The organism is Pedobacter sp., from assembly GCF_965279535.1.
Taxonomy (GTDB): Bacteria; Bacteroidota; Bacteroidia; order Sphingobacteriales; family Sphingobacteriaceae; genus Pedobacter.
On sequence record NZ_OZ257244.1, the window covers coordinates 3,725,697 to 3,747,501 of the forward strand.

Here is a 21,805-nt window from a genome sequence, read left to right on the forward strand (position 1 = left end):
AAGATACACAGAAGTACCACAGATTTCATGAACAAAAAATGATCATTTTTGAGCTTATTTAACAGGCATTTTAAATGATGGGGGAACAGCCTTTGCGTCTGCGGCCCATTGTTTGTTTGGCCTTTTTCCCATTACTAACTCGAGTTTTCCGCCCTTCATTAAATCCTCGTGAGCGAACCATGATTTATTCCACACCTGCCCATTTAATTTTGCCGACTGGATATATTTATTATCTGGAGAATAGTTTAAGCAAGAGAGCTCGAATTTTTTACCATTTCCAATATCCAGTTTAACATTTTCAAAAGCCGGACTGCCAATAACGTACATGGGTAAACCGGGTGTCATCGGGTAGAAACCCATTTGTGAGAATACAACGAAAGAAGTTAAACCACCGCCATCTTCATCGCCTGGTATTCCCATTACATCGTTACGGAACCATTGTGCCAGTAAGCTGCGAACCCTTTTTTGGGTGCGCCAGGGCTGACCAGCATAATTATATAAATAGGGGATATGCATGGCGGGTTCGTTCCCCATCGAAAACTGTCCAACATTGCCCGTGTGATCCGGTAACTGCGAATAGAAATCAAACCTACTTTTGCCCAGTGGCGTATTATACATTTTTTCCAGTTCATCAACAAAAGCTTGTTTGCCACCAATCATTTCTACTAAATCGCCAACATTATGCAATACATCCCAGCGATATAGCCAACCATTATTTTCATCATACGTTTCTCTGGCGCCCAATCCACCAGAAAAGCGATAATCAAGGGGCTCTATAAATTTTCCACTGGCATCCTTCGGATGAAAGAATTTCGTATTGGGATTAAATACCGTATGATAGCTTAAACTTTTATCCAGAAAATGTTTGGCCTCATCGGTTTTGCCCAATTGTAAAGCGATGTTGCCTAAACACCATTCATCATAAACAGTACCTAAGGTTACAGCAATTGGCTGGCGTTTCTCAAAGTCATGAACCTCTGGCGCCGTTTCTTTATCGCCGGGAGCTAATGCCGGGAAATACCCATTGTCTTTAAAAAACTGATCTAAAACTCCGGCCTTTTTACCTGACCAGGGCGCCAACGTTTTTTCGGTTATACCAGCTTTGCAATACTGATATGCATCCGCTAAATTAAACGATCTTAAGCCTTTATTGTAAGCATCAATAATTGTTGCGACACCATGGTTGCTATTCATCCGTCGGCTATCTCCCGTCACTTCGGGGAAAGTTGGCATCCAATGATCGTCCATTTGCTGGGCCATACGCAGATAAGAATTAATCATATGGCCCTCCATTTGAGGTTCTATTATCACGCGAAGCGGATGAGTAGCCCGATAAGTATCCCAAATCCAATCGTCGGTAAAAAAAGGAGTGCCATTGTCATGGTGAATTTTTCCATCAAAAGCACTAAAATATTTTCCATCCTCAGATAAATTGATCATCCTCTCGTATGTGCGATAGAGTGAAGTATAGAAGATGGTTTTAGCCGTTTCATCTGTCCCTTCTACTTTAATTTTTCCAAGGGTGGCATTCCAGATTGCTTTGCCTTTTTGTGAAAGGACTGTTAGATTATAGTCCTTTATTTCCCTGCGGAGATTGTTTTTGGCCTGTTCTACACTGATGAAAGAGATTCCATAGCGTGCCTTTACCTGTTTAGTGCTAACAGGATATTTAAGCACCAGATAAGCATTACGCCCAACTGCAGATTTGTTTTTTGAATCAATCGACTCATTTGACTGCGTTCCGGATTCAACGGGCTGCAAATCTGTTTCGAGGTAAATGTATACTTTGGTATTGTTATTTAATTTTTGAAAACCACTTACCTGATTTTGATTAACCGAAAGTTCACCATCTCTGGTATTAAAAATTAAATACGGTGGAAGGTGATTTCGACTGAAGTTAAGTTCATAAAGTCCGGATTGATGTGAAGGTGCAAATTTTACGTTAATACCGAAATCATCCAAATCTACTTCATAGTAATAAGGTTTTATTACTTCGTTATCATAGCCATAGCGTATCGTGTTTTTAATGTCTTTTTGTTCGCCCTGAAAGGGGCTAAGGTTAAAGGCGGAACTTCCCCTATGGCTGGTAATTATAAGCGGTAAGCCATTAATGGTATTGCTGGTGAAACTTTCCCGCTCGGGATATACACGAAGCATGCTGTTGGGTAAGTGTACCGTAGGATAGGTTGGAACAAGTAAATGACTGGTGTTCCCAATATATGGATTAACATAATCTACCGGTTGTTTGATCGGCTGTGCCTGCGTAGCATTGATGGTAAGAAGAAAGAAAAACAGGGGAGAGAATAAGGCGTAAAAAAACTTTTTCATGATTAGAATTTCCGTAGGTTAATGCAAATCTACTGTTTTTCGAAAAAGATTATGAACCTCCCTTACCCCGCAATTGTATCAATTGTGATGGATAGTAAAACGATTTAATAGCGTTGACTAGTGGTTGCGCCATGAATGTTTAATTGGTGAATTGTTTAACTGCGCCTGCTTTCAGCTTAGCGTATGTTGAGAAGGGGATGGCAGGGAAAGGCATCTGCTTTATGTACTAACGACTAAATATTAACCATTAGCAAGAAGTATCTGCATGAAACCTAAATCCATGTTAAAAAATGCTAAATTTTTCAGCCCAGAGGCAATAAAACCGTATTATTGTATTTATACGTACATGATGTTATGTGGAATAAGGATTTAAAAAAGATAATACTTCTGGTGTTTTTACTGGGCTTCCAAACCCTTGTTTTTGGGCAAAGTAAAAAAGTGCAGCTCCCGGCCAATTGGTTTAATCTGGATCTGGTAGAAAGCGGCTATTTTGGAATAAGCACTGAAAAAGCTTACCGGGAGATTTTAAAGGATAAAAAGCCTAAGGAAAAGATTATTGTTGCAGTAATTGATGGCGGCGTAGACATTCAGCATGAAGATTTAAAAGATGTGCTGTGGACCAATAAGAAAGAGATTCCGGGCAATGGCATAGATGACGATGGAAATGGCTACATAGATGATGTACACGGCTGGAATTTTATCGGTTCGAAAAAAGGAAATTTACAGTTTGATAATTTAGAATTGGTAAGATTGCTCAGGATTTATACGCCTAAATATCAATCTACAACCAATTTAACTCCTTTAGATAGTGCACAGAAAGAGGAATACAGGCTATATAAAAAAATGGTTGGCGATTTTGGTAAAAAATATGAAGATGCCAGTAAGACCTTTCCTGTATTGATTGCCATTAAAAAGGTAATGGACTCTGTGGCGAAGATTAATAACAAACCCGTAGCAAGCTTAGAGGATATTGACAAATATGTTCCGGATAATGAAGATGAGGAATATGTAAAAACCATCATCAAGAAAGGTACAAAAGAAGAAGGAACCATAGAGAAGTTTTATAAAAGCATTAAGGATGGATATGATCAGTATGATGCGATGCTGAAATATAACCTGAATCCTAAATACGATCCGAGAGCAGAGCTGGTTGGCGATGACTACGCCAATGCTAACCAGAGAAATTATGGTAATAATGATGTTAAAGGACCGGATGCAATGCACGGTACGCATGTTGCCGGTATTATTGGCGCAAACAGAAACAATTCTTTGGGCATATCAGGAGTGGCCAATAATGTAGAAATTATGGCCATCAGGGTAGTTCCAACAGGAGATGAACGAGATAAGGACGTGGCCAATGGCATCAGATATGCTGTTGATAATGGTGCTAAGGTGGTAAATATGAGCTTTGGAAAAGCCTATAAATGGGATAAAAAGGTGGTGGATGAAGCCATAAAGTATGCGGAAAGCAAAGGCGTACTTTTGGTACATGCAGCTGGTAACGACAATCAGAACAACGATATTGAAGAGAACTTTCCGAACAAATATTTTGATAGTAAGGAGGCAGAAGCGTACAAAGAAGCCCATAAAAAACCTTTTAAGCCAGATTTTACACCTCCACGCCCGATTAACCAAAATGGAATGGGTATGCGGCCACCACTGGAGCGAAATTCAATCATTAAACCTGCTCCATTAGATTCTGCCAAGTATAGTCTGCCGCATGCCAGTAACTGGATAGAAGTAGGCGCAAGCGCATACAAAGACGATGATAACTTAAAGGCCGACTTCTCAAATTATGGCAAGTATAATGTAGATGTCTTTGCCCCGGGTTTCCTGATCAACTCCACTGTTCCTGAAGGTAAATACGAAGAACTTGATGGCACCAGTATGGCATCGCCGGTTGTGGCTGGATTATCGGCTTTGATTTTAAGTTATTATCCTCATTTGAAGCCGGACCAGGTACGCGAAATTATAATGAAATCGGTAAGTAAAGTGAACCACAAAATCAAATATAAGAACGAAAAGGATGAAACTGTAAAGGTGCTTTTTTCTGATATCTGCGTTAGCGGAGGTGTAGTAAATGCATATCAGGCATTAAAGCTTGCTGAAAGTTATAAATAATACAGTGCTCAGTTGGCCGTTTTCAGTTCTGAATTAACAGGTTTAAATGTTGCGAATGAACTCCTGAAAAGTACCAAAGGGATAGCCTTTAGCTTTCATCCAGGCGATTAATTGTTCCATACGTTTAATCATTTTTATTCCTGTATTTTTTCGAACGTATCCCGGGAAACCAAAACGTTCAACATCATCCAGATCGGTGAATTCCCAGGGGTGAAAGTAAATGTTCAGGTACCTGTCTTTTTTGTAAGTCCAGCTGGCCAAAAATTTGTAAATACTGAGTGGTAAATTATGAAAGGATAACCAAAACAAAGGAAACCTAATCAGCGGACTTACTGATGCAGGGATTTGTAATACCTGATCCTTTTTGAAGAAGGTTCTGGAAATGTTAAAGTTATTATATCTACCGGGTAAATAAGTAGGGTTAATCGAGGTATTGTAAATATATCCCGCTTTCTGAACTTCTTTTTCATCTACAGGCATCATTCTCGCCATGCGGTAACCTATAATTTCTACTCCGGATAATTCCTGAAGTTTAAGCTTTGATTGTAGCAGGTGTTCTGGTTTAAAATCCGAATGGTAATAGCCATGCGAAGCCAGTTCATGCCCGCTTTCGATGATCCTTTTAATTAAATCAGCGATGTTTTCGGCAAAAGTAACAGTACAGAAAAAGGTAGCTTTAACCTGGTATTGGTCTAAGAGATCAAGGATAGCGATGGTGCCTGCGCGGGAAATCGCAATCTGATCTTCAAACGTTATCTCTTTGCCGTATTCAAATGGCATATCAAACTCTTCTATATCAAAACTCAGTAATACCATTTATTTACCTTGAATATTGGTTGAACGGATAATGTAATTTGGACGGTTTTTGCTCTGCATGAACATTTTGCCTACATAGATACCAATGATGCCGAGAATAATCAATTGCAAACCTCCAAAAAAGACAATGGTCATGATCACGGAGGCCCAACCAGAAACTTCTACATGATTTAAAAAGGCGTATAATACATAAGGGACGTACAGTACTGAAGCAAAAGAAAGGATAAAGCCCAGATATACTGCAGAGTAAAGTGGTTTGATGCTAAATGAAGTCACCCCATGCAATGCCAGTCTGAACATCTTTTTAATGGTGTATTTGCTTTTACCAGAAAACCGTGCAGCAGGATTATATTTAATGGCATACTGTTTAAAACCTAACCATTTTACCAATCCCCGTAAGAAAGGTTCGTTTTCCTGAAAGTTGCGAAATACGTTAATTACTTTCTGATCGAGTAGCCTGAAATCAGCTGCCCCAGATTCCAGTTCAATGTCTGAGAGCCAGTTTAGCAGTTTGTAAAACAAACTGGAGGAACTTCTTTTTCCTTTGGAGAGGTTCTTGTCATCTTCTCTGATGGTATATACCACCTCGTAGCCTGCTTCCCATTTTTCAAGCATTTGCGGAATCAGTTCCGGAGGGTGTTGCATATCACAATCCATAGAGATTACACAATCGCCATAGGCGTGGTCCATACCGGCTTTTACTGCCAGCTGGTGCCCAAAGTTTTTAGAAAACTCCAGGAAAAAGATATTATCAGCTGTTGCTGCATATGCCTTTATTTTTTCGAGTGTATGGTCTGCACTGCCATCATCTACTAAAATCAGTTCGTAGTTATAGTTAAGAGTAGCAAATACGCCCTTAATGCTTTCTGCGATTACAAAAATATTATCGGCCTCATTATAGGCAGGAATAACTATGGAGACTAATTTGTTCATTTATCGGTAATCTGGTAAGTTCCAAAATCTTCTTTGAGCATTTGATAAATCAAAGTTAGCCAAATGAGCACACATGGCAGTGCTTTAAGCGAATTTAGCCGAATAAATTCTTTCAGGGTACGTGGAAAGATATCGGTAGGTGATAAACTGGTCAGCAAAAAAGCAAAAACAAACAATGCTATTATCCATGCTGATTTTGGATTGGGTTGAACAATAAACCATATGGCTACCCCTGCAAAGGCAATAATATATGTTGGCGATTCGGAACCGCTGCTGAAAATAACTGTAAAAATTAGGGTTGAGGCCAGCAGCATAAGTTGAAATCCTAAATTTTTATATTGCCTGATACGGATATAAGGTAAGGCAAATAACAGAAGCCCGGCAAGTAAAAACGGCCCGTTAGGAATGGTTACATCTCCTGAGATTCTACGCACCATGCCCATTAATGAGATGTCTTGAAAGGAGGTTAAAGATGCATTTAAGGAGTTTTTATGTGCCAATGACTGGTACCAGTCGCTATAGCTTTGTACAATGAAGGCAGGGGATGAAATGGCCATTGGCAAAGCAAACAACACCAGAAAGGCTGCAATTCCGCCAATAATAAATTTGAATTTATTCCGGGTAAAGAAGAAAAAGGCAAGGCCTACTATACCGTATAATTTGATCAATGTACCTAAGGCAATAAAAAATGCAGATTGAACTTCTTTCTTTTTCACCGCATAGGAGAAGCTAAGGATAATAAGTCCTGTTAACGCAATATTGAACTGGAAGCTAAATAAGGCTGTTAAAGCTTCATGTGCACAAATCCAGGCGATTATTGTTCTCTTGTTTGGTGAGACAGGCAAGCTATAAACTCCCCATAGGAAAATAGCAACATTAGCAAGATTCCACAACAGGGTTCCCAAACCATCGGGAAGCAGTGCGAAAGGTGCTACGAATAGAGAGAAAACCGGGCCGTAATGGTTACTATCCAGGTATTCCGGGTACTGGTTGTAAAGGTTTTCAGCATCTAAGGTATGCCAGAAAACATATTTATAAATGAGGTAATTGTTAAAGCTATGGTGCAGGTATTGTTTTCCAGCAGCTATAATGGCCAGTAAAACATAAAGAACAATGATACATTCTTTTCTTAGCAGAAAAGCGATAGCTTTTTGAAAATTTGGTTTGTTTACTAGGGTCATTGTGATTTTGCCACAATATAAGGATTTTCTGCCTACTGAATCGGTGGCTGCAGGCAATATAATCTGGATTTGAGATGCCAGTCTTTAGATATTGTTATTAAAACCGATTACAAAACTAGTGCCTTCCTGTTCAGTTGATGAAACTTTAATCGTTAGTTTTAGATAGCTGCCAATGCTCTTAACAATGGCAAGCCCGAGTCCATAACCCGCATTTTCAGCATGTCCGGTTTTTTTAAAGCGATCGAAAATTTGTGGAATTTCCTCAGCTTTAATACCTTGCCCACTATCCGTAACAGCAATTAAATAAAGATTTCCTTCTATGCTGTCGGTGATTTGTATGTAACCATTTTCTTTATTGAACTTGATAGCATTGTTAATGAGGTTGTAGAAAAGCTGGAAAAGCAGATCGTGGTTCATGCGGTCCAGTGTTTTATGGTGTTTCAGGTCAACATCAATACGGATGTTTTTTTCTTCGAGTCTGTGGCCTATTTCCTCAACAATTTCATCAAAGAGCTTTTCAGGCACAACTTGTTCGTGTTTGGAAAACTGTTCGTTTTCAATTCTGGAAATCAGAAGGAGCGATCGCGAAATTTTCTTTAGTCTTTCAAGCGTTTTCATCATATCAACAATGTGCTCCTGAACTGTTTCGGATGCTGATTCTTCGGTGAGTAAATTTTCCATCTTATTTTGTAAAATACTGATGGGCGTCATAAACTCATGCGAAGCATTGGCTGTAAATTCTCGCTCTTTCTCAAAAGCTTCATTAATCTGATCCATTAATGATATGAGCGAATGATCGAGATATTTAAAATCCTGGGTACTGGTTTTGATGTAAACCTGTTTCTTCTTGAAAGGGAACCTGGTATTTGCCAGCCTCAATTTAATAATCCGGCCGAGTGGTTTAATTAACTGGCGCGTGAATACTAAATCAATGATAATGCTTAGCGCAATAAGTATAATGAGGACATATAACGCAAATCGCTGCAGGGCGTCATTGTAAAGGTTAATACTTGCTGTTGTTTTTCCAATTTCTAAAAGGTAGTTTTTTTTATTCTTGGTGAAGGTAAAGCTGAGCACACGGTAAGCGAGGGTATCCTGGTCTACAATTCTCCTGGTATCGCGTATGGTATCTAACCGAAGGTTTGGAGCTGCTGTTTCGAGTGCAATGTATTCATCTTTAAGCATGGTATAGCTTCCATAGCTCTCCTCGCCTTCCAGATAAGTGTCAATTCCCTTACTGTTAATGTTCTGGATAACCTTTTTCTGTTGGTTCCTAAGAGAGAAATTGGTGTAATTAGATGCAATTTGCGCAATTAAAAAAGGAAGTAACAGGATGAACAGACCTACAATTGCAAGTTTAGATCCGGTAATAAATAAAGTAAGTTTAGTAGTTAATTTCAATTACTTTTTAATTCTATAGCCAACGCCCCTTACGGTTTCGAGCCATTCGGTAGGCGCATAAATATTTAGTTTTTTTCTGATGTTTTTAATATGTGCATCAATGTAATTAGAATCATAATCATCATCAACAAAGTTTCCCCAAATGTGTTCACTTAACTGAATTCTCGTGAGCACCCTGTTTTTATGCAGTAAAAGATAACTTAACAAATCAAATTCTTTTCTTGAAAGTTCAATCTGTTCTTCGCCAAAAAATACAAAACGTTTTTGGAGGTCAATGCTGAAGTTACCCAGGGGAATGAGTTCTTCTGTAACCTTAAATTTTCGCCGGGCAATGGCTTGCATACGGGAGTGGAGTTCGGGTAGGAAAAAGGGCTTGGCTAAATAATCATCTGCCCCCATATCCAAACCGGCTACCCTGTCTTCGAGCTTACCTCTGGCGGTGAGAATAATGTACGCCGCATCGGGATTGCTTTTTTTGGCTTTAGTTAGCAGATCAAAACCATCTCCATCTGGTAAATTCAAATCAATCAACACATAATCATACTGGTTCATCTCCAGCTTTTCAACTCCTTGTTTATAACTATGGGAAAGATCACATAAGTAAAATGCCTTCCTGAGAAATTTTTCCATCTCAAAGGCAAGTGTCTTTTCATCTTCTATGATTAATACCTTCATCTGTTAAAACTGATAGTAAACAGCTAAACCAAAAAAAGACTGCTGATGTTTAACATCCTCCTGGTTTCTGTTTCCGAGTATGGAAAACTGATAGCTGGCCTCTGCCAGAAAGTTCCCTGTGCTCCAATTTAGTGGTAATTTAAAGTTGTATGCCAGTAATTGGAATTGATTGGTTGAGTTTTCTATGGTTTCGGTGGTGTTGCCATTAATGATTCCGGGGGCAGATCCACTTTTGCCATTCCCATTCCCATTTGAATTTTGTCTTTTACTTTTCTCAATAATATATGTTTCATAAAAGCGCGTAGTACCTGCTGTAATTTCTATTGCCGGTGTTATTGAGAGGAGATTATTTTCATTAAATATGCTTCCCAGTTCTATTTCTTTTGAATTACTTAAACTGAGAAAGAGGTCACGCTGTTTTCCAAAAGCAAAGTCGAGACTGAGGTCTGTTTTTAACCATGGCCATTGATAAGCACCTGATGCATTAATATTATTACTGTTGGATGCCTGCAGTAAAGGTGAGTTTGCAGGAAAAAAGGAATGGGTGTAGGCTAAGCCGGCGGTAAATTTATCATTAAAATCATGATCGTAGCCAATCCCTAAATCAGTTTCTGAAATCGCTGAACCATAATTTAAAAGTTTGTAGCCGCCCCCCGAAAAATATAAACCATTGTGAAATCTCAAGGTTGCATTGAATAGTACATAAGGATATTTCTCAGCAGTTACCTGGCCGTAGTAACTGATGTTACTGTTGTACATGGCTGCAAGCGTTAGCGTAGCTTTTGTAGAATCTTGCTGGGCATTTGCTTTAGCGATTACCAAAAATAAGCAAAAAATTAAGAGACGGATGTTCATAGGTTGATCCTTTAAGGTCTTTTAATCTTTGGTTTAATCACCTTTATTGTTTTTACTTTAACATTGGGTTTTACCGCCATTGGCTTAAGTTGTCGTTTAGCTTTCGGCACTTCTTTGATTTGAATTTGCTCTGGTTTTTTCTGGTCGGATTGTTTTTCCTTTTTTTTCTTATCCTGTACTTTGATTTCCTGTTCTTCCTGATGAGGCAGATTAGGCATGGTTAAAACAGCATCCTGTGGCCAGGCGCTTATTGCGCCAGATAATATCAGGCAAAAAATAACTGCAATTCGCATCATTTTATAAATATAAAAAAGTTTACCCCATAAGGAGGTAAACTTTTACCTAAAACCACCATAACAATGGCGCTATATTCAAAAGTAGGTTGCCAACATGAAAATAAGATGAAAAAAATAAATTTAAAATTTCATGTTGGTTTCATCTTCGGCCTTCAACTTTGGGTATAAAACTTTAAATAAAATCTACAATTATGAAAACAAAATTTGCCTGTACTATTATAGCCGTATTAGTGGGACTAATGACTTTTAACGGATGTAAGAAAAATGAATCCAGTCAGGGAACGACTAAAGTTCAGATTAAAATGACTGATGCTCCAGGAAACTTTGATAAGATTAACTTAAGTGTTAAAGAAATTGTGCTGGTTTCCGGAGATAAACCTTATGTTTTTGCAGCAAGTACCGGAATATTTGATATCCTGGACTTCAGAATCGGAACCAGCAACCCGGATATTTTAGTTGCTTCAGGCGAGATGCCTTCAGGAGAAATCACAGAAATCAGATTGGTGCTTAACGAAACCGGCAATACCATTGTTGTAAATGGCGTTCAGCAGGATCTTAAAACTCCTAGTGCACAAACATCAGGCTGGAAAGTAAAATTAACGGCTAATCCTAATTTAGTGGAGGGCGCAGCATATACACTTCTTTTAGACTTTGATGCTGCTAAATCTATTGTAAGTACTGGGAATGGAAAATATTTATTAAAACCTGTTGTACGCGGTGTAACAGCAGCAACTACAGGGTTGATTTCGGGTACAGTTTTACCTTTGGCAAGTCATCCTGAAGTATTGGTTATCGCCGGAACAGATACGGTTGGTACTGTAGCTGATCCATTAACAGGTAAATTTACTGTTGGTGGTTTGGCTTCAGGTACTTATTCTGTAAAATTTGTACCAGTTGTGGGCTATAAAGACAGTACAATCACTGCTGTAAATGTTGCCCTTGGGCAGAATACAGCCTTGGGTACAATCACTTTAAAACAATAAACCCTGAAATTCACATCTAAAGATAAACACATGAAAAAGTTAGTTTTGCTGTTATTACTCGCATTGGGTACCAGCGTTTCTTTCCAATCCCAGGCACAGGTAAGCGTAAATGTAAATATAGGTTCGCAACCCCAATGGGGCCCTGTTGGGTACGATTACGTAGATTATTACTATTTACCCGATATTGAGAGCTATTACTATGTGCCCAAAAAACAGTTCATTTATATGGGTACAGGAGGTTGGGTTTTTACCACCTCACTGCCACCTCGTTATAGGGGGTATGATTTGTATAGCGGCTATAAAGTGGTGATTAATTCGCCCGAGCCCTATCGTTATTTTACTACACATAAGGTAAAGTATGCTAAGTTTAAAGGCAACCATGGCCAATCGGTAATTGCGAAGAGCAAAAGCAAAAAATATGTAGCTGGCAATGGAAATGGGAAGTCAGTTTCCTATCAAAAAGCTAAGCCTGTTAAGGTACAGTACATTAACAAAGGGAATGGCAAAGGACATGGCCAGGGTAATGGCAAAGGAAAACATTAGTTGTTTGTGTTATCAAAAAAGAAACCCTCCAAATTGGAGGGTTTTTTATTTAATTCTTTCTTTGCTGCCCCGGAGCAAAGGGTTTCGCTGATTTCGAACCTGTCCCTTTTTTCGCTTGCCCGGGAGGAACTTTTCCGCTGTTACCAGCCGTTCTGGTGGTATAACATGCACTGGTTAAAAGCATTGCTGATAATGCCAGGATAAAGTATATCTGTTTCATAATTTTTAATTGGATTGTACTATAACTGTGCCAAATAAATATCTGATGGCAGAATAGCTTTTTGGAGATTAATCGCTTGGGTAACAATAAAAATAGTCAATCGTTTGCGCTGTTTTTAAGTTTGTTTTTGCTTTCGTTGTGGACTACTTTTAAGTAAGTCAACCCTAATCGGATTGATAACAACCAAACACTCAAAATTAAACCCAATCATGAAAACAGTATTCGGAATAGCGCTGGCTGCGTTATTTACTATCGAGGCAGGCGCACAAACTAAAGATCCTGCAAGTGTAATGATCTCCCCTGGTGAAACCTTATCTAAGCAAGACACTATCTTTAGGTCAGCCATTAGCAAATGGAGTAATCAGGCACTAAAAGAAAAGGATTACAAATTGGTAAAGGCACATCCATCAGCGGATAACTTTCCCGGTAAGGTTAAGTCTGGTTATAAGTTTATCGATCGTGAAGTCAAGATAACGCACCAGAAAATCAGTGATGCATTAGTACCTGTTGTCTCTAAATTAGATTATTCAGGTCAATGGAGTAATAATTTATACAGTACAGGACTCTACGCTGTTGCTGGCGAATATATTGAAGTTACGGTTCCAAAAGGTATAGACACAAAGGATTTGATTGTACAGATTGGATCACACAGCGATCGTTTAGATCAATGGGTGGCAGGGAAAGAAGATTGGCGCCGTATGCCATTGGTGGTAAAAAGAGAAGAATTGAAAAATGGAACAGTTAAGCTTGCTTCTCCTTTTGGCGGATTAATCTATATTGGATATCCTCCGCGTAGCGAAAACTGGGAAGCTACTTTTAAGATTAAGCATGTTATCGCCTCACCCAGATTTATTTTGGGTGTTACCTCAGCAGCAGACTGGAAGAAACAACTGGATGAAAATAAAGCGCCCTGGGGAGAATTAGCTACCAATAATGTGATTATCACGGTTATGGATAGTGTACTTCAAAAGGTTACTGATCCGGAACATACCATGAAATTGTGGGATCTGATTATAGCTGGAGAAATGGATTTGGCGCAGATTCCACTGCCTTTTTACCGGGCACAACGATTTGTTGTGGATGAACATATTGGAGGTGGTTTTATGCACAGTGGTTATCCGATGATGGTGCATCATTCGCCAAGCAGAAAAATGATTTCAGCAGATGTGATTGCCAATCCTGAACTGTTAATGAAGCCCAGTGGTGGTGGTGCAAACTGGGGCTTTTTTCATGAGATTGGGCACAATATGCAAAATATGGATTGGGTATTTGGCGGTACAACTGAGGTAAGTAATAACCTCTTTTCGCTATACATGTTCGATAGACTGGTAGGTGGAAGGGATAACAGCCATACCGCAATTTCTAATGCCAATACACAGAAAATGTTGAAAACTTATTTTGCGGAAGGGCCATCGTACGAGAAATGGAAAAAAGATCCCTGGATTGGTCTGACTACCTTCCGTCAGCTTCAGGAAGGCTTCGGATGGGAAACTTTTAAAACATTTTTCAGGGCTTATCATCAACTTCCTTTTAAAGATGGCAGGGCTAAGGACCAGCAAAAGATTGATTTCTTTGTGAAGACCTTTTCTCAATCTGCGAAAAGAAATATTGCACCCTTCTTTGTTAAATGGGGAATCCCTGTTTCTGATAGTGTGGCTAAAGAATTGGAGATATTTCCAGGATGGATGCCTTTTAATTTTCCGGCTATGAATTAAGTGACCACCATATTATTTTATACTAGTAAATCAAAAGCCCCGATTTTTTCGGGGCTTTTGATTTGTAAAATAATCTATCTCAATATCGTGATAAAACCAGTGTATTTATCTTTTTGATTGAGGACAATCCTATAGAAATATGTTCCGATGGGTAGCGGGTTGCCATTATAAAGTCCGCTCCAGAAGTTAGATTCGTTATTGTAACTACTGGTTTGAAAGAGTACCCGTCCGGTTATACCGAAGATGGTAACCTGATGGTTAGGGAAATTAGATATGCCCTCAATTACCCACTTATCATTCTGACCATCACCATTAGGTGTAATGAGATTGCCAACCCTGATGGCATCTTTCTTCTTCGCTACATTGATGGTGATTGGATTAGAGCTGCTCATCAAATCTTTGTTGTCTGTAGCTTTAGCCGTTATGGTATAAATTCCCTCATCAAAAGGTGTCCAGGTAAATGTGTAGGGCGGCTGGGTTAGCGTAACCAAACGTCTCGGACCTTCATAAAACTCAATCATTTTGATTGTTCCATCGGCGTCTGTTGCAGTTGCAGTGAGCGAAACCCTTTTGTTCGGATGAACCAGGGAGCCATTGCCTGGTGCCGTAATCGAAACAGTAGGTGCTTGATTGGCCGCCACAATAACAATACGTATTGGGTTGGAAATGGTTTGTAAACCATTGTTGTCTACTACACGTGCGGTAATAAAGTGTTCCCCTACACCAGCTCCGTTCCAAACCGATCCTCCGGATACAGATTCATTTTGTTGCCCTATTTTAGTTTCACCATCGTAAAATTCAATCGTCTTAATGTATCCGTCTGCATCAGCGGTATTTGCTTGTAAGGTAATGGATTGTGAGGTGTCAAAAACGGATTCATGAACAGGTTGACTAATGGCAACCTGGGGAGCCTGATTTTCACTTACAGTTATGTTCAGGGTATCTGCTCCAACTAAACCACTATTATCTGTTGCTGAAATAATTAACTGATGATTACCCAATGGCAAAGTACCCAGGTTGTATTGGAAACTACCGCTTGTAAGGTCGGCTATTTTGGTGCCGCCATTAAACAGCGCTAACTGGATGATACTTCCATCAGTATCGGTTGCTGTTCCGGTAATTTTTACAGAATCGACAGTTTTGTAATTGGTATTATTTGCGGGAGAAGTAAATGTAAGGTTTGGTGCAAGGTTTTGTGTTTGTCCAAATAACAGGTGACTGCTTAATATATCGCCTGAAGCAGGAAAAGCCAATCCGTTTTGTTGTTGAGTACCTGAAATGCCAGCGCTCCAGGTGCCTGTTGTAAAAGTATCGCGTTTAAATAATTTAAGGTTTACATTTGGATCATTTGAACCTGTTCTTTCAGCAGTGGTTAAGGCATTAACATCAGCGAAATCATAATTTCTAACTATCCAATAAGCATTCCCATTATTGGTAACTCCTGCAGGTGCATTGTATGGATTACTGTTTAACTTACTTACCACCACATCTCCCTGAGGATAGCTGGCAGAACTGGCGAAATTGAGTGCTAAGCCTTCCTGGTCAAAATCATACCTCCCGGCAGCAGTTATGGTTAACGTTTGACTACTTCCTTCGGCCACTGGTGCGGCAGAGGCAGGCCGATCGATTGTTCCAACTACTTTTACATTGTAATGGTTCGAAGATACATCTATCAGATTGGTCGATTGAAGGGTACCTTGTCCTTGCAGATAAAACTTCAAACCTGTTTCATTCCCCTGAAGGGTTAAGTGCTGGTGCTCTCTGATCTGCTGCTGGGTACGTTCGGTAGACCACATTCTGAATTCATCAATTTCGCCATTGATAGAGTTGTTTCCTGCTTCACCAATTTTAAAAGTAGCCCAGGTTGGTGGCATTGAAGAGGCAGCTTTGCTACCCACCAACTTGCCATCCATATATACTTTAGCCGATCCGTTGTTAAACGTGTAAGCAAAGTGATGCCAGACATTGGTTTGGTTAAAAGCATTGGGTACTACTATGCGTGATGCTAAATTATTGGCTACCCCAATATTTAAATTTCCTGACCCATCAGCGTGCACCAGGAAAGAACCCCAGCCATTTCCGATACTTTGGTTATAACTTTTATAAGATTTTGGCTTATGCCACCATTCAATGGTAAATACTGTAGGTTTCCAATTAAGATCCTGGATTTCTAAATGATCACCTGTTTCATCAAAGCTCATGGCTTTCCCGGCCAGTTTTTCTGCTGGTTCATATCCCGGTGTTTTATTAACAGCAAATTGTCCGAATGTGCCAAGTGTGTTATAAGTGTCAAAATTAAAAGTTACCTGATTTGTAGAATCTACACTCGCGGCTTTAGGTATCCAGGTGGCACCCACAGCATTAAAGAGCCTGTTGCTTAAGCGATACACACCTGCACCGGATATATTTAGATTTTTAAATGTTAAACCGGTAAGGCCTGTAAAGCTGGCGTTATTGCCGTAATTATTAATGACGTAATAAGTACTATCCATCACAGGTGGGTTTATATTTTCGATAGGAAGAGCATGTAATTTACTGATTACTACCTCTCCGTCCGGATGTGTACCCGTACCTGAAAACTGTAAGGCTACACCCACCTGGTTATAATCTGTTAAGCCCGCTGCGGTAATCTGTTTAGTTTCACTGATGCCTTTTGCTACAGGTACGAATGAGGTGTCTCTGACTGTATTCCCAAATAAAGCAACTTTATAGCTATTGTTAGAGACATCTACTACAGTATTGGCTGCATTTTGGAATTGAAGATAAAGCTTCAAATCGGCCTCAGCACCTGTAGCGGTGAGGTGCATATTTTCTCTGATCTGCTGTTGGCTTTTCTCGGTCGTCCACATTCTAAACTCATCAATTTCTCCATCAATACTATTTCCGTCGGATCCTCCGATTTTAAAAGTTTGCCAGTTAGACGGCAATGAAGATGTTGTTTTAGAAGCCATGAGCTTACCGTCTCTGTAAACTTTTGCTACACCATTGTTAAAGGTATACGCATAGTGGTGCCAGGTATTCACATCAGTAAAGGCATTTGGGATAATCATTCTGGATGCTGTATTATTGGCAACACCAATATTAAGCGCCCCATCTGATGAAGCGTGCACCAGGAAGGATCCCCATCCGTTACCGATAGATTGGTTGTAATTTTTAAAGGTTTTAGCCTTGTGCCACCATTCGACGGTAAACACAGTTGGTTTCCAGTTTAAATCCAGGACTTCTAAGTAATCGCCTGAACCATCGAAAGCCATTGAGTTTCCGGCATTGTTTTCCGGCTGGATCCCTCCTTGTTTAACCGCTACGCTAGAAAGTAGCTGTGTGCCAAGTCGTATCTCGATATTGCCTGAATAAATCATTCCCTGTGTTGGTGAAAATTTAACAAATACTTTTTGATTTTTCAGTTCACCGTTAACCGGACTGATGTAAAGCGCTGAAGTTGAGCCCACATAGGTGGTGTCGTTTAACGAAATCAGGTACCCTGAAGGGGCTGTGATTTTAATGTTTATAGCTGGTAGGTTAGCACCTGATAATGTAAAGCTTGCTGCTTTGGTGGTTACACCTACCCGAACATCATTCAATGAAAGTGCATCTATGTTACTGTATAAGAAGGCCTGTGTGTCTTTTACAAAAAGATACTGCCCATACGCTTTTAAATTATTTACTGTAATGGTGTTGTTAACAGAATCAACCGCATTGGCCGTAGTGGTATATTGCCATTTACCACTGCCATAGGGAAGTCGGGTAAATACCAGGATTTTTCCTGGGTTGAGGAAGTCGTTATGGCTTAGGTCAGCAGAAGTTTTAAAGGTCAGGTTCATGTCCAGATTGGTGTTGCTCCCAAATCTATTTCCCACCCAATAATCAGTTCCCAGCTTGGTCGCAGAAGCAGCAATACCATTAAAGGTGGTTGAGCTGAAAGTAACTTTGGAAAATCCGGCAGGCACAGGTGTAGTACTGTTGTAAAAGGCCGTTATATCAACCCCATTTCCGTAAGTTATATTACCCAATGCCTCGGTTTTAGTATCGGAAGTCCCGATTCCAAGTGGAAAGTCTGCTATTGGCCTCGATGCAATGATGGTTTGTGGTAATGCTTTTTTACTCACTACATCGTATACTTCAGGCTCAGTGTTGTCAAAGTTGAAATAATAAATTAAGCCATTCTCATTTCCGTTTGCAGGATGATGGAAGCCTTGCTGGATTTCTGCAATGGTTAAGGCTTTATTCCAGACTTTTACTTCATCAACTTCACCATTAAAATATTTATTACCAGAACCACTGTTCCAAACGCCCAACTTGATAGTGCCATTTAAGGTACTTAGCGCAACTGGAGAGGGAGCAAGCTTGAGCTCACCATCATAATAGAAACTAACATTGCTACCATCAAATACGAGGGCGTAATGGTGCCATTCATCTTTACTATTGGGTAAGGTAAAGTCTTTATTGTTGTTCCAAAAAGTTGCTCTCCAAAGATTTTCGGTAGTGGTTGTGCGCAACGTAAACTCTCCTAATGATGTTCCTGGTGCAGCGCCTGACGTAAATATAGCGCCATCATTAAAAGCTTTGGCTTTTGCCCACACCTCTATGGTTTTGGGTTTATTGCCATCTATAGCTGTATTGCTGCCAAGCGTGAGAATACCATTTCCAAAACCATCGAATGCTACAGCCTGACCCGGCGCCGGGTAAAACTTATGGTCTTCACCAAAAAATTGTTGTCCGTTTAATTTGCCCTTGATACGGTAATGCCAGATTTCACCTGGATTCATGTTGATTGAAATCTGCTGTTGCACATCGACAAAATTAGTGCCGGTAAAGGTGTTGGCCAGGGTTGTTTGTGCCCCATAGGCAGTTGTTGGACCATACTCAAATGCAACACTATCCAAAGTACTGCCAAAAGCATTTACTGTGGCCGTGAGCAATGCAGTTGTTTTACGGACATTAAAAGCTGTACCCGTTTTTACAGGTGCATTATTAAATAGCACACTATCTTTAAGTATGGCTGTACTTCTTAGTCCTTTTAGCCCGTTAGCTGCCAGGGCCCGTATTGCATACCATTGTTTTTGATTTGGATTTACATCCGCAATTACAATAGAAGTATCTGCAGTAGTGGTTAAAGTGGTCATGTATTTTTGACCTAACTTAAAGATTTCATATTGAGTTGCATTTGCTTGCTTGTTCCATATTAACTGGAAGGAGGTATTGGTAATCCAATTTACTTTAAGTCCCTTTGGTACATCCAGTATATTTACATCAGTGATGATTTTCTCTTGTGTGCCCCGTTTAATTCTGATCTGTATTTTGGATGCCAGATTGGGTACTGTCCATTTGTATTGTTTAACATTGGCGGCTACATTGGCAGCGATAACATTCCAACTTGCTCCGTTATCGATAGAGTAATCCAGGTTGTAAGTGCCTGGTGTACCATAAGCATCCCAACGGAGATATTCCTGTGTACCGGGCGTCATTGATTCGCCACCCAGCGGGTAGGCCATTAGAATCTCATCCTTTACAAATTCATACGTAATGTAATACTGTTGAGGCCCCTGTGGAATAAGATAGCCATTAATGTTAATGTTGTAGTTTCCTGCTGCGGGATTATCTATGGTAATTTGTTCAGCATTGTTAATGTGGTCTGCTTTTCGGGTAGGTAAGGCATTTAAACTTACTGCATTGGCAGCTGTATCCAGTCCCCAGGGTAAAATCAGGTTATTTGATGGGTCGGTGACTGTTAAATCCAAATCGTTTACCAATGCCTGAGCGGCGTTCTCTGTCGCTTCGTAATCATGCCAGTAGAGCATAATCTTAACCTGTGCTGTATTTGCAGGCACCGCTATGGATAAATTGTTTGATGCACCATTGGCAATCTGCCCGGAGCTAAATTGACTTTCTTTAATTACGTTATAAGCTCTTCTAACATTTGGTCGGCCGAAACCGGTTTTAAAATCGATTCCTTTATTGTAGATGTCATCGGCTGTATTCATTACAATTGCCTTAATTAACGCTGAAGGAGCAGTAGCAGATGCAGTTTCTGTTTTATAAGCCTGATTTAGTATGGCCAGAATTCCTGAAACTTTTGGTGCAGCGTGTGAGGTTCCACCGGTTCCCTCTATGGTGAGTTCGGGTTTAATCCTGCCATCGTATGCCGGGCCTTTACAAGTCCATTCCATATAGAGGTCATCATCATCAGTACCACTTACGGTAATTAAGTTTTTAGCATGTTTGGCTTTACCAGTTAAGTTACCCCAGCCGACTAAACCATTGTATTTTCCCCCTATAGGAGCAACGCTGCCATCATTGCCAGAAGAATACACCAACATGGCTTCTGGTTTAGTCCGAATAAAGTTATCATGTTCGGCGGAGGTGGCATTGTATCCTGCATCGGGTCCCCAGCCGTAAGACATATTGGTAATGCGGATTTTCTTATTGGGGTCATCGTAAACCTGCGCAAAATTTGTATTACCCAATGCAAAAAGGTTTGCTCCCCAGGCGTTCGAACGATCTCTCTGGTCAAGGTTTCCGGCATTCCCTAAATACTTGGCTACACCAAATGCATGGCCGCCTGGAGGGTTACTAACAGAACCAGAAAGCACCCTGCCCTGAAAGTCGATATCGTAAAAAAAATCACCTTCACGTACCTGAGTATTAACCCCTTCGCCATTGTAATTAAGCCCGTTGTGACCGCTGTTTAAGAAATTGGCGCGTCCCATGTTATTGCTGAATACATCACCTCCGGATGCTTCTCCCTGTGGGTCTTTTTCTGGTTTTGGAGTATCGCTAAGCGGTGCAATAAACTTAATTTCTTTAATTGCAGCGAGAGATTTTACTTGATTAAGCGGAATGGAAATGACCCAGTTTTTTGAGTTTAATTTGGCTTTAATTGTTGCTGTTCTGTTAATTAATTTTTCTGCTGCCTGTAAATCTGCACCTTCAAAGAAGGTAATTTCCAGTTCAATGTTTTGTCCTTTAAGGGCATGCCTTGGAATGTTGTTCTTATAAATACTTTCTGCGAATTTGAAGCTTTCCTCTACTGGCATAACTGTACGGATGTTGAGCGCTGCGAATTCATCAGAATTGATCTCTTGCTTCAAATGGGCGTAATAGGCATAGTAAGGAACGTAGTCTAGGAGTTTAACACCCAGTGATTGTAGCTGTGCTTTAACTGCTGCACCGGGTAACTCGTTAAACTGGATCAGAAAATAATTGCCTTTTTGATACTTAACCCGGTTGGGGTTTCGGCTGTCGCGCTTGCTCAACTGATCATCAGCCCGAAAGCCTTTGTCGGGCTTGAACTTTCTGTTCATTTGTAAGATCCGGTAGTCCCGATCTTTAGGTTCAGGATTTTGTGCAAAAAGAAAAATGGGGATGCACAATCCGATCAGGGAAAGTAAAGTTTTCTTCATAAAGTTTGATTAGGTTGGTTTATTATCTGGATAAGGTAAAAAGGATTTTATTCCTCAGCTATGGTGTAGCGCATTTCATGATGTTTTAGATTAGTTTGAGTTTGTTTGCCAAAAACCTTTGTGCAGTTTTTGTATTACCTAAGTTATATGGATAATACTACAAGTGTTAATGATAAGTATGCGCAAACGTTTGATGTTTTTATTACACAGTATTAGTGCTTACTGCGGATACACGCAACTGGCTTAAACCGAATTATGTTAGGACAATGTTTTATTAGGCCTATTTCAAACATGATTTGATGCTTAAAACCATTGGGAATAAATGCGGGAAGTTGCAG

At 39.9% G+C, this 21,805-nt stretch carries 14 protein-coding genes; 4 read left to right on the top strand and 10 right to left on the bottom strand.

The annotated features are described in order from the left end of the window. Nucleotides 1-54: 54 nt before the first annotated feature. On the bottom strand, nt 55-2,328 hold the full coding sequence (locus ACQY77_RS15220; protein ID WP_421941307.1) for a GH92 family glycosyl hydrolase: 2,274 nt from the start codon (nt 2,326-2,328) through the stop codon (nt 55-57). A 354-nt stretch (nt 2,329-2,682) separates the two neighbouring features. Between ACQY77_RS15220 and ACQY77_RS15225 the strand changes: the two genes are divergently transcribed. Beyond that, the gene (locus ACQY77_RS15225) at nt 2,683-4,449 is read left to right on the top strand and encodes a S8 family peptidase (protein WP_421942375.1); all 1,767 of its coding nucleotides are present in this window, start codon (nt 2,683-2,685) and stop codon (nt 4,447-4,449) included. Between the two features lie 42 nt (nt 4,450-4,491). Here ACQY77_RS15225 and ACQY77_RS15230 read toward each other — a convergent pair whose 3' ends face one another. The 7 genes from ACQY77_RS15230 to ACQY77_RS15260 form a co-directional block, all read right to left on the bottom strand. Beyond that, nucleotides 4,492-5,265, bottom strand: coding sequence for a polysaccharide deacetylase family protein (locus ACQY77_RS15230; protein ID WP_421941306.1), 774 nt, complete (start codon nt 5,263-5,265; stop codon nt 4,492-4,494). Further along, the gene (locus tag ACQY77_RS15235) at nt 5,266-6,198 is read right to left on the bottom strand and encodes a glycosyltransferase family 2 protein (protein WP_421941305.1); all 933 of its coding nucleotides are present in this window, start codon (nt 6,196-6,198) and stop codon (nt 5,266-5,268) included. Beyond that, nucleotides 6,195-7,379 carry a glycosyltransferase family 87 protein gene (locus ACQY77_RS15240; RefSeq protein ID WP_421941304.1) on the bottom strand — a complete coding sequence of 395 codons (1,185 nt, stop codon included), beginning with the start codon at nt 7,377-7,379 and terminating at the stop codon, nt 6,195-6,197. The genes ACQY77_RS15235 and ACQY77_RS15240 overlap by 4 nt, the downstream gene beginning before the upstream one ends. 84 nt (nt 7,380-7,463) lie before the next feature. Further along, nucleotides 7,464-8,156: a sensor histidine kinase gene (locus ACQY77_RS15245; protein WP_421941303.1), complete on the bottom strand. Its 693-nt coding sequence runs from the start codon at nt 8,154-8,156 to the stop codon at nt 7,464-7,466. 624 nt (nt 8,157-8,780) lie between these two features. Continuing rightward, a complete protein-coding gene (locus tag ACQY77_RS15250; protein ID WP_421941302.1) occupies nt 8,781-9,455 on the bottom strand; it encodes a response regulator transcription factor in 675 nt (224 codons plus the stop codon). Between the two features lie 3 nt (nt 9,456-9,458). Continuing rightward, nucleotides 9,459-10,310 (bottom strand): hypothetical protein, encoded by an 852-nt coding sequence (locus tag ACQY77_RS15255; RefSeq protein ID WP_421941301.1) that lies wholly within the window; start codon nt 10,308-10,310, stop codon nt 9,459-9,461. A gap of 11 nt (nt 10,311-10,321) precedes the next feature. Then, nucleotides 10,322-10,606, bottom strand: coding sequence for a hypothetical protein (locus ACQY77_RS15260; protein ID WP_421941300.1), 285 nt, complete (start codon nt 10,604-10,606; stop codon nt 10,322-10,324). Between the two features lie 191 nt (nt 10,607-10,797). On the opposite strand from ACQY77_RS15260, the gene ACQY77_RS15265 reads away from it, so the two are divergent. Beyond that, nucleotides 10,798-11,589 (top strand): DUF4382 domain-containing protein, encoded by a 792-nt coding sequence (locus ACQY77_RS15265; protein ID WP_421941299.1) that lies wholly within the window; start codon nt 10,798-10,800, stop codon nt 11,587-11,589. Nucleotides 11,590-11,619: 30 nt separating this feature from the next. After that, entirely contained in the window at nt 11,620-12,132 is a 513-nt protein-coding gene (locus ACQY77_RS15270) for a hypothetical protein (RefSeq protein WP_421941298.1), read from the top strand. A 49-nt stretch (nt 12,133-12,181) separates the two neighbouring features. On the opposite strand, the gene ACQY77_RS15275 is transcribed toward ACQY77_RS15270, so the two are convergent. Beyond that, nucleotides 12,182-12,352 carry a quinol oxidase subunit 4 gene (locus ACQY77_RS15275; RefSeq protein ID WP_421941297.1) on the bottom strand — a complete coding sequence of 57 codons (171 nt, stop codon included), beginning with the start codon at nt 12,350-12,352 and terminating at the stop codon, nt 12,182-12,184. A 209-nt stretch (nt 12,353-12,561) separates the two neighbouring features. Between ACQY77_RS15275 and ACQY77_RS15280 the strand changes: the two genes are divergently transcribed. After that, nucleotides 12,562-14,067 carry a M60 family metallopeptidase gene (locus tag ACQY77_RS15280; RefSeq protein WP_421941296.1) on the top strand — a complete coding sequence of 502 codons (1,506 nt, stop codon included), beginning with the start codon at nt 12,562-12,564 and terminating at the stop codon, nt 14,065-14,067. 74 nt (nt 14,068-14,141) lie between these two features. On the opposite strand, the gene ACQY77_RS15285 is transcribed toward ACQY77_RS15280, so the two are convergent. Then, nucleotides 14,142-21,467: a LamG-like jellyroll fold domain-containing protein gene (locus ACQY77_RS15285; protein WP_421941295.1), complete on the bottom strand. Its 7,326-nt coding sequence runs from the start codon at nt 21,465-21,467 to the stop codon at nt 14,142-14,144. Nucleotides 21,468-21,805 lie beyond the last annotated feature (338 nt).

Coding starts and splice junctions, on each gene's coding strand:
- ACQY77_RS15220 (WP_421941307.1), bottom strand. CDS start 2,328: ATGAAAAAGTTTTTTTACGCCTTATTCTCTCCCCTGTTTTTCTTTCTT.
- ACQY77_RS15275 (WP_421941297.1), bottom strand. CDS start 12,352: ATGAAACAGATATACTTTATCCTGGCATTATCAGCAATGCTTTTAACC.
- ACQY77_RS15225 (WP_421942375.1), top strand. CDS start 2,683: ATGTGGAATAAGGATTTAAAAAAGATAATACTTCTGGTGTTTTTACTG.
- ACQY77_RS15245 (WP_421941303.1), bottom strand. CDS start 8,156: ATGGATCAGATTAATGAAGCTTTTGAGAAAGAGCGAGAATTTACAGCC.
- ACQY77_RS15240 (WP_421941304.1), bottom strand. CDS start 7,379: ATGACCCTAGTAAACAAACCAAATTTTCAAAAAGCTATCGCTTTTCTG.
- ACQY77_RS15255 (WP_421941301.1), bottom strand. CDS start 10,310: ATGAACATCCGTCTCTTAATTTTTTGCTTATTTTTGGTAATCGCTAAA.
- ACQY77_RS15270 (WP_421941298.1), top strand. CDS start 11,620: ATGAAAAAGTTAGTTTTGCTGTTATTACTCGCATTGGGTACCAGCGTT.
- ACQY77_RS15260 (WP_421941300.1), bottom strand. CDS start 10,606: ATGATGCGAATTGCAGTTATTTTTTGCCTGATATTATCTGGCGCAATA.
- ACQY77_RS15265 (WP_421941299.1), top strand. CDS start 10,798: ATGAAAACAAAATTTGCCTGTACTATTATAGCCGTATTAGTGGGACTA.
- ACQY77_RS15250 (WP_421941302.1), bottom strand. CDS start 9,455: ATGAAGGTATTAATCATAGAAGATGAAAAGACACTTGCCTTTGAGATG.
- ACQY77_RS15235 (WP_421941305.1), bottom strand. CDS start 6,198: ATGAACAAATTAGTCTCCATAGTTATTCCTGCCTATAATGAGGCCGAT.
- ACQY77_RS15285 (WP_421941295.1), bottom strand. CDS start 21,467: ATGAAGAAAACTTTACTTTCCCTGATCGGATTGTGCATCCCCATTTTT.
- ACQY77_RS15280 (WP_421941296.1), top strand. CDS start 12,562: ATGAAAACAGTATTCGGAATAGCGCTGGCTGCGTTATTTACTATCGAG.
- ACQY77_RS15230 (WP_421941306.1), bottom strand. CDS start 5,265: ATGGTATTACTGAGTTTTGATATAGAAGAGTTTGATATGCCATTTGAA.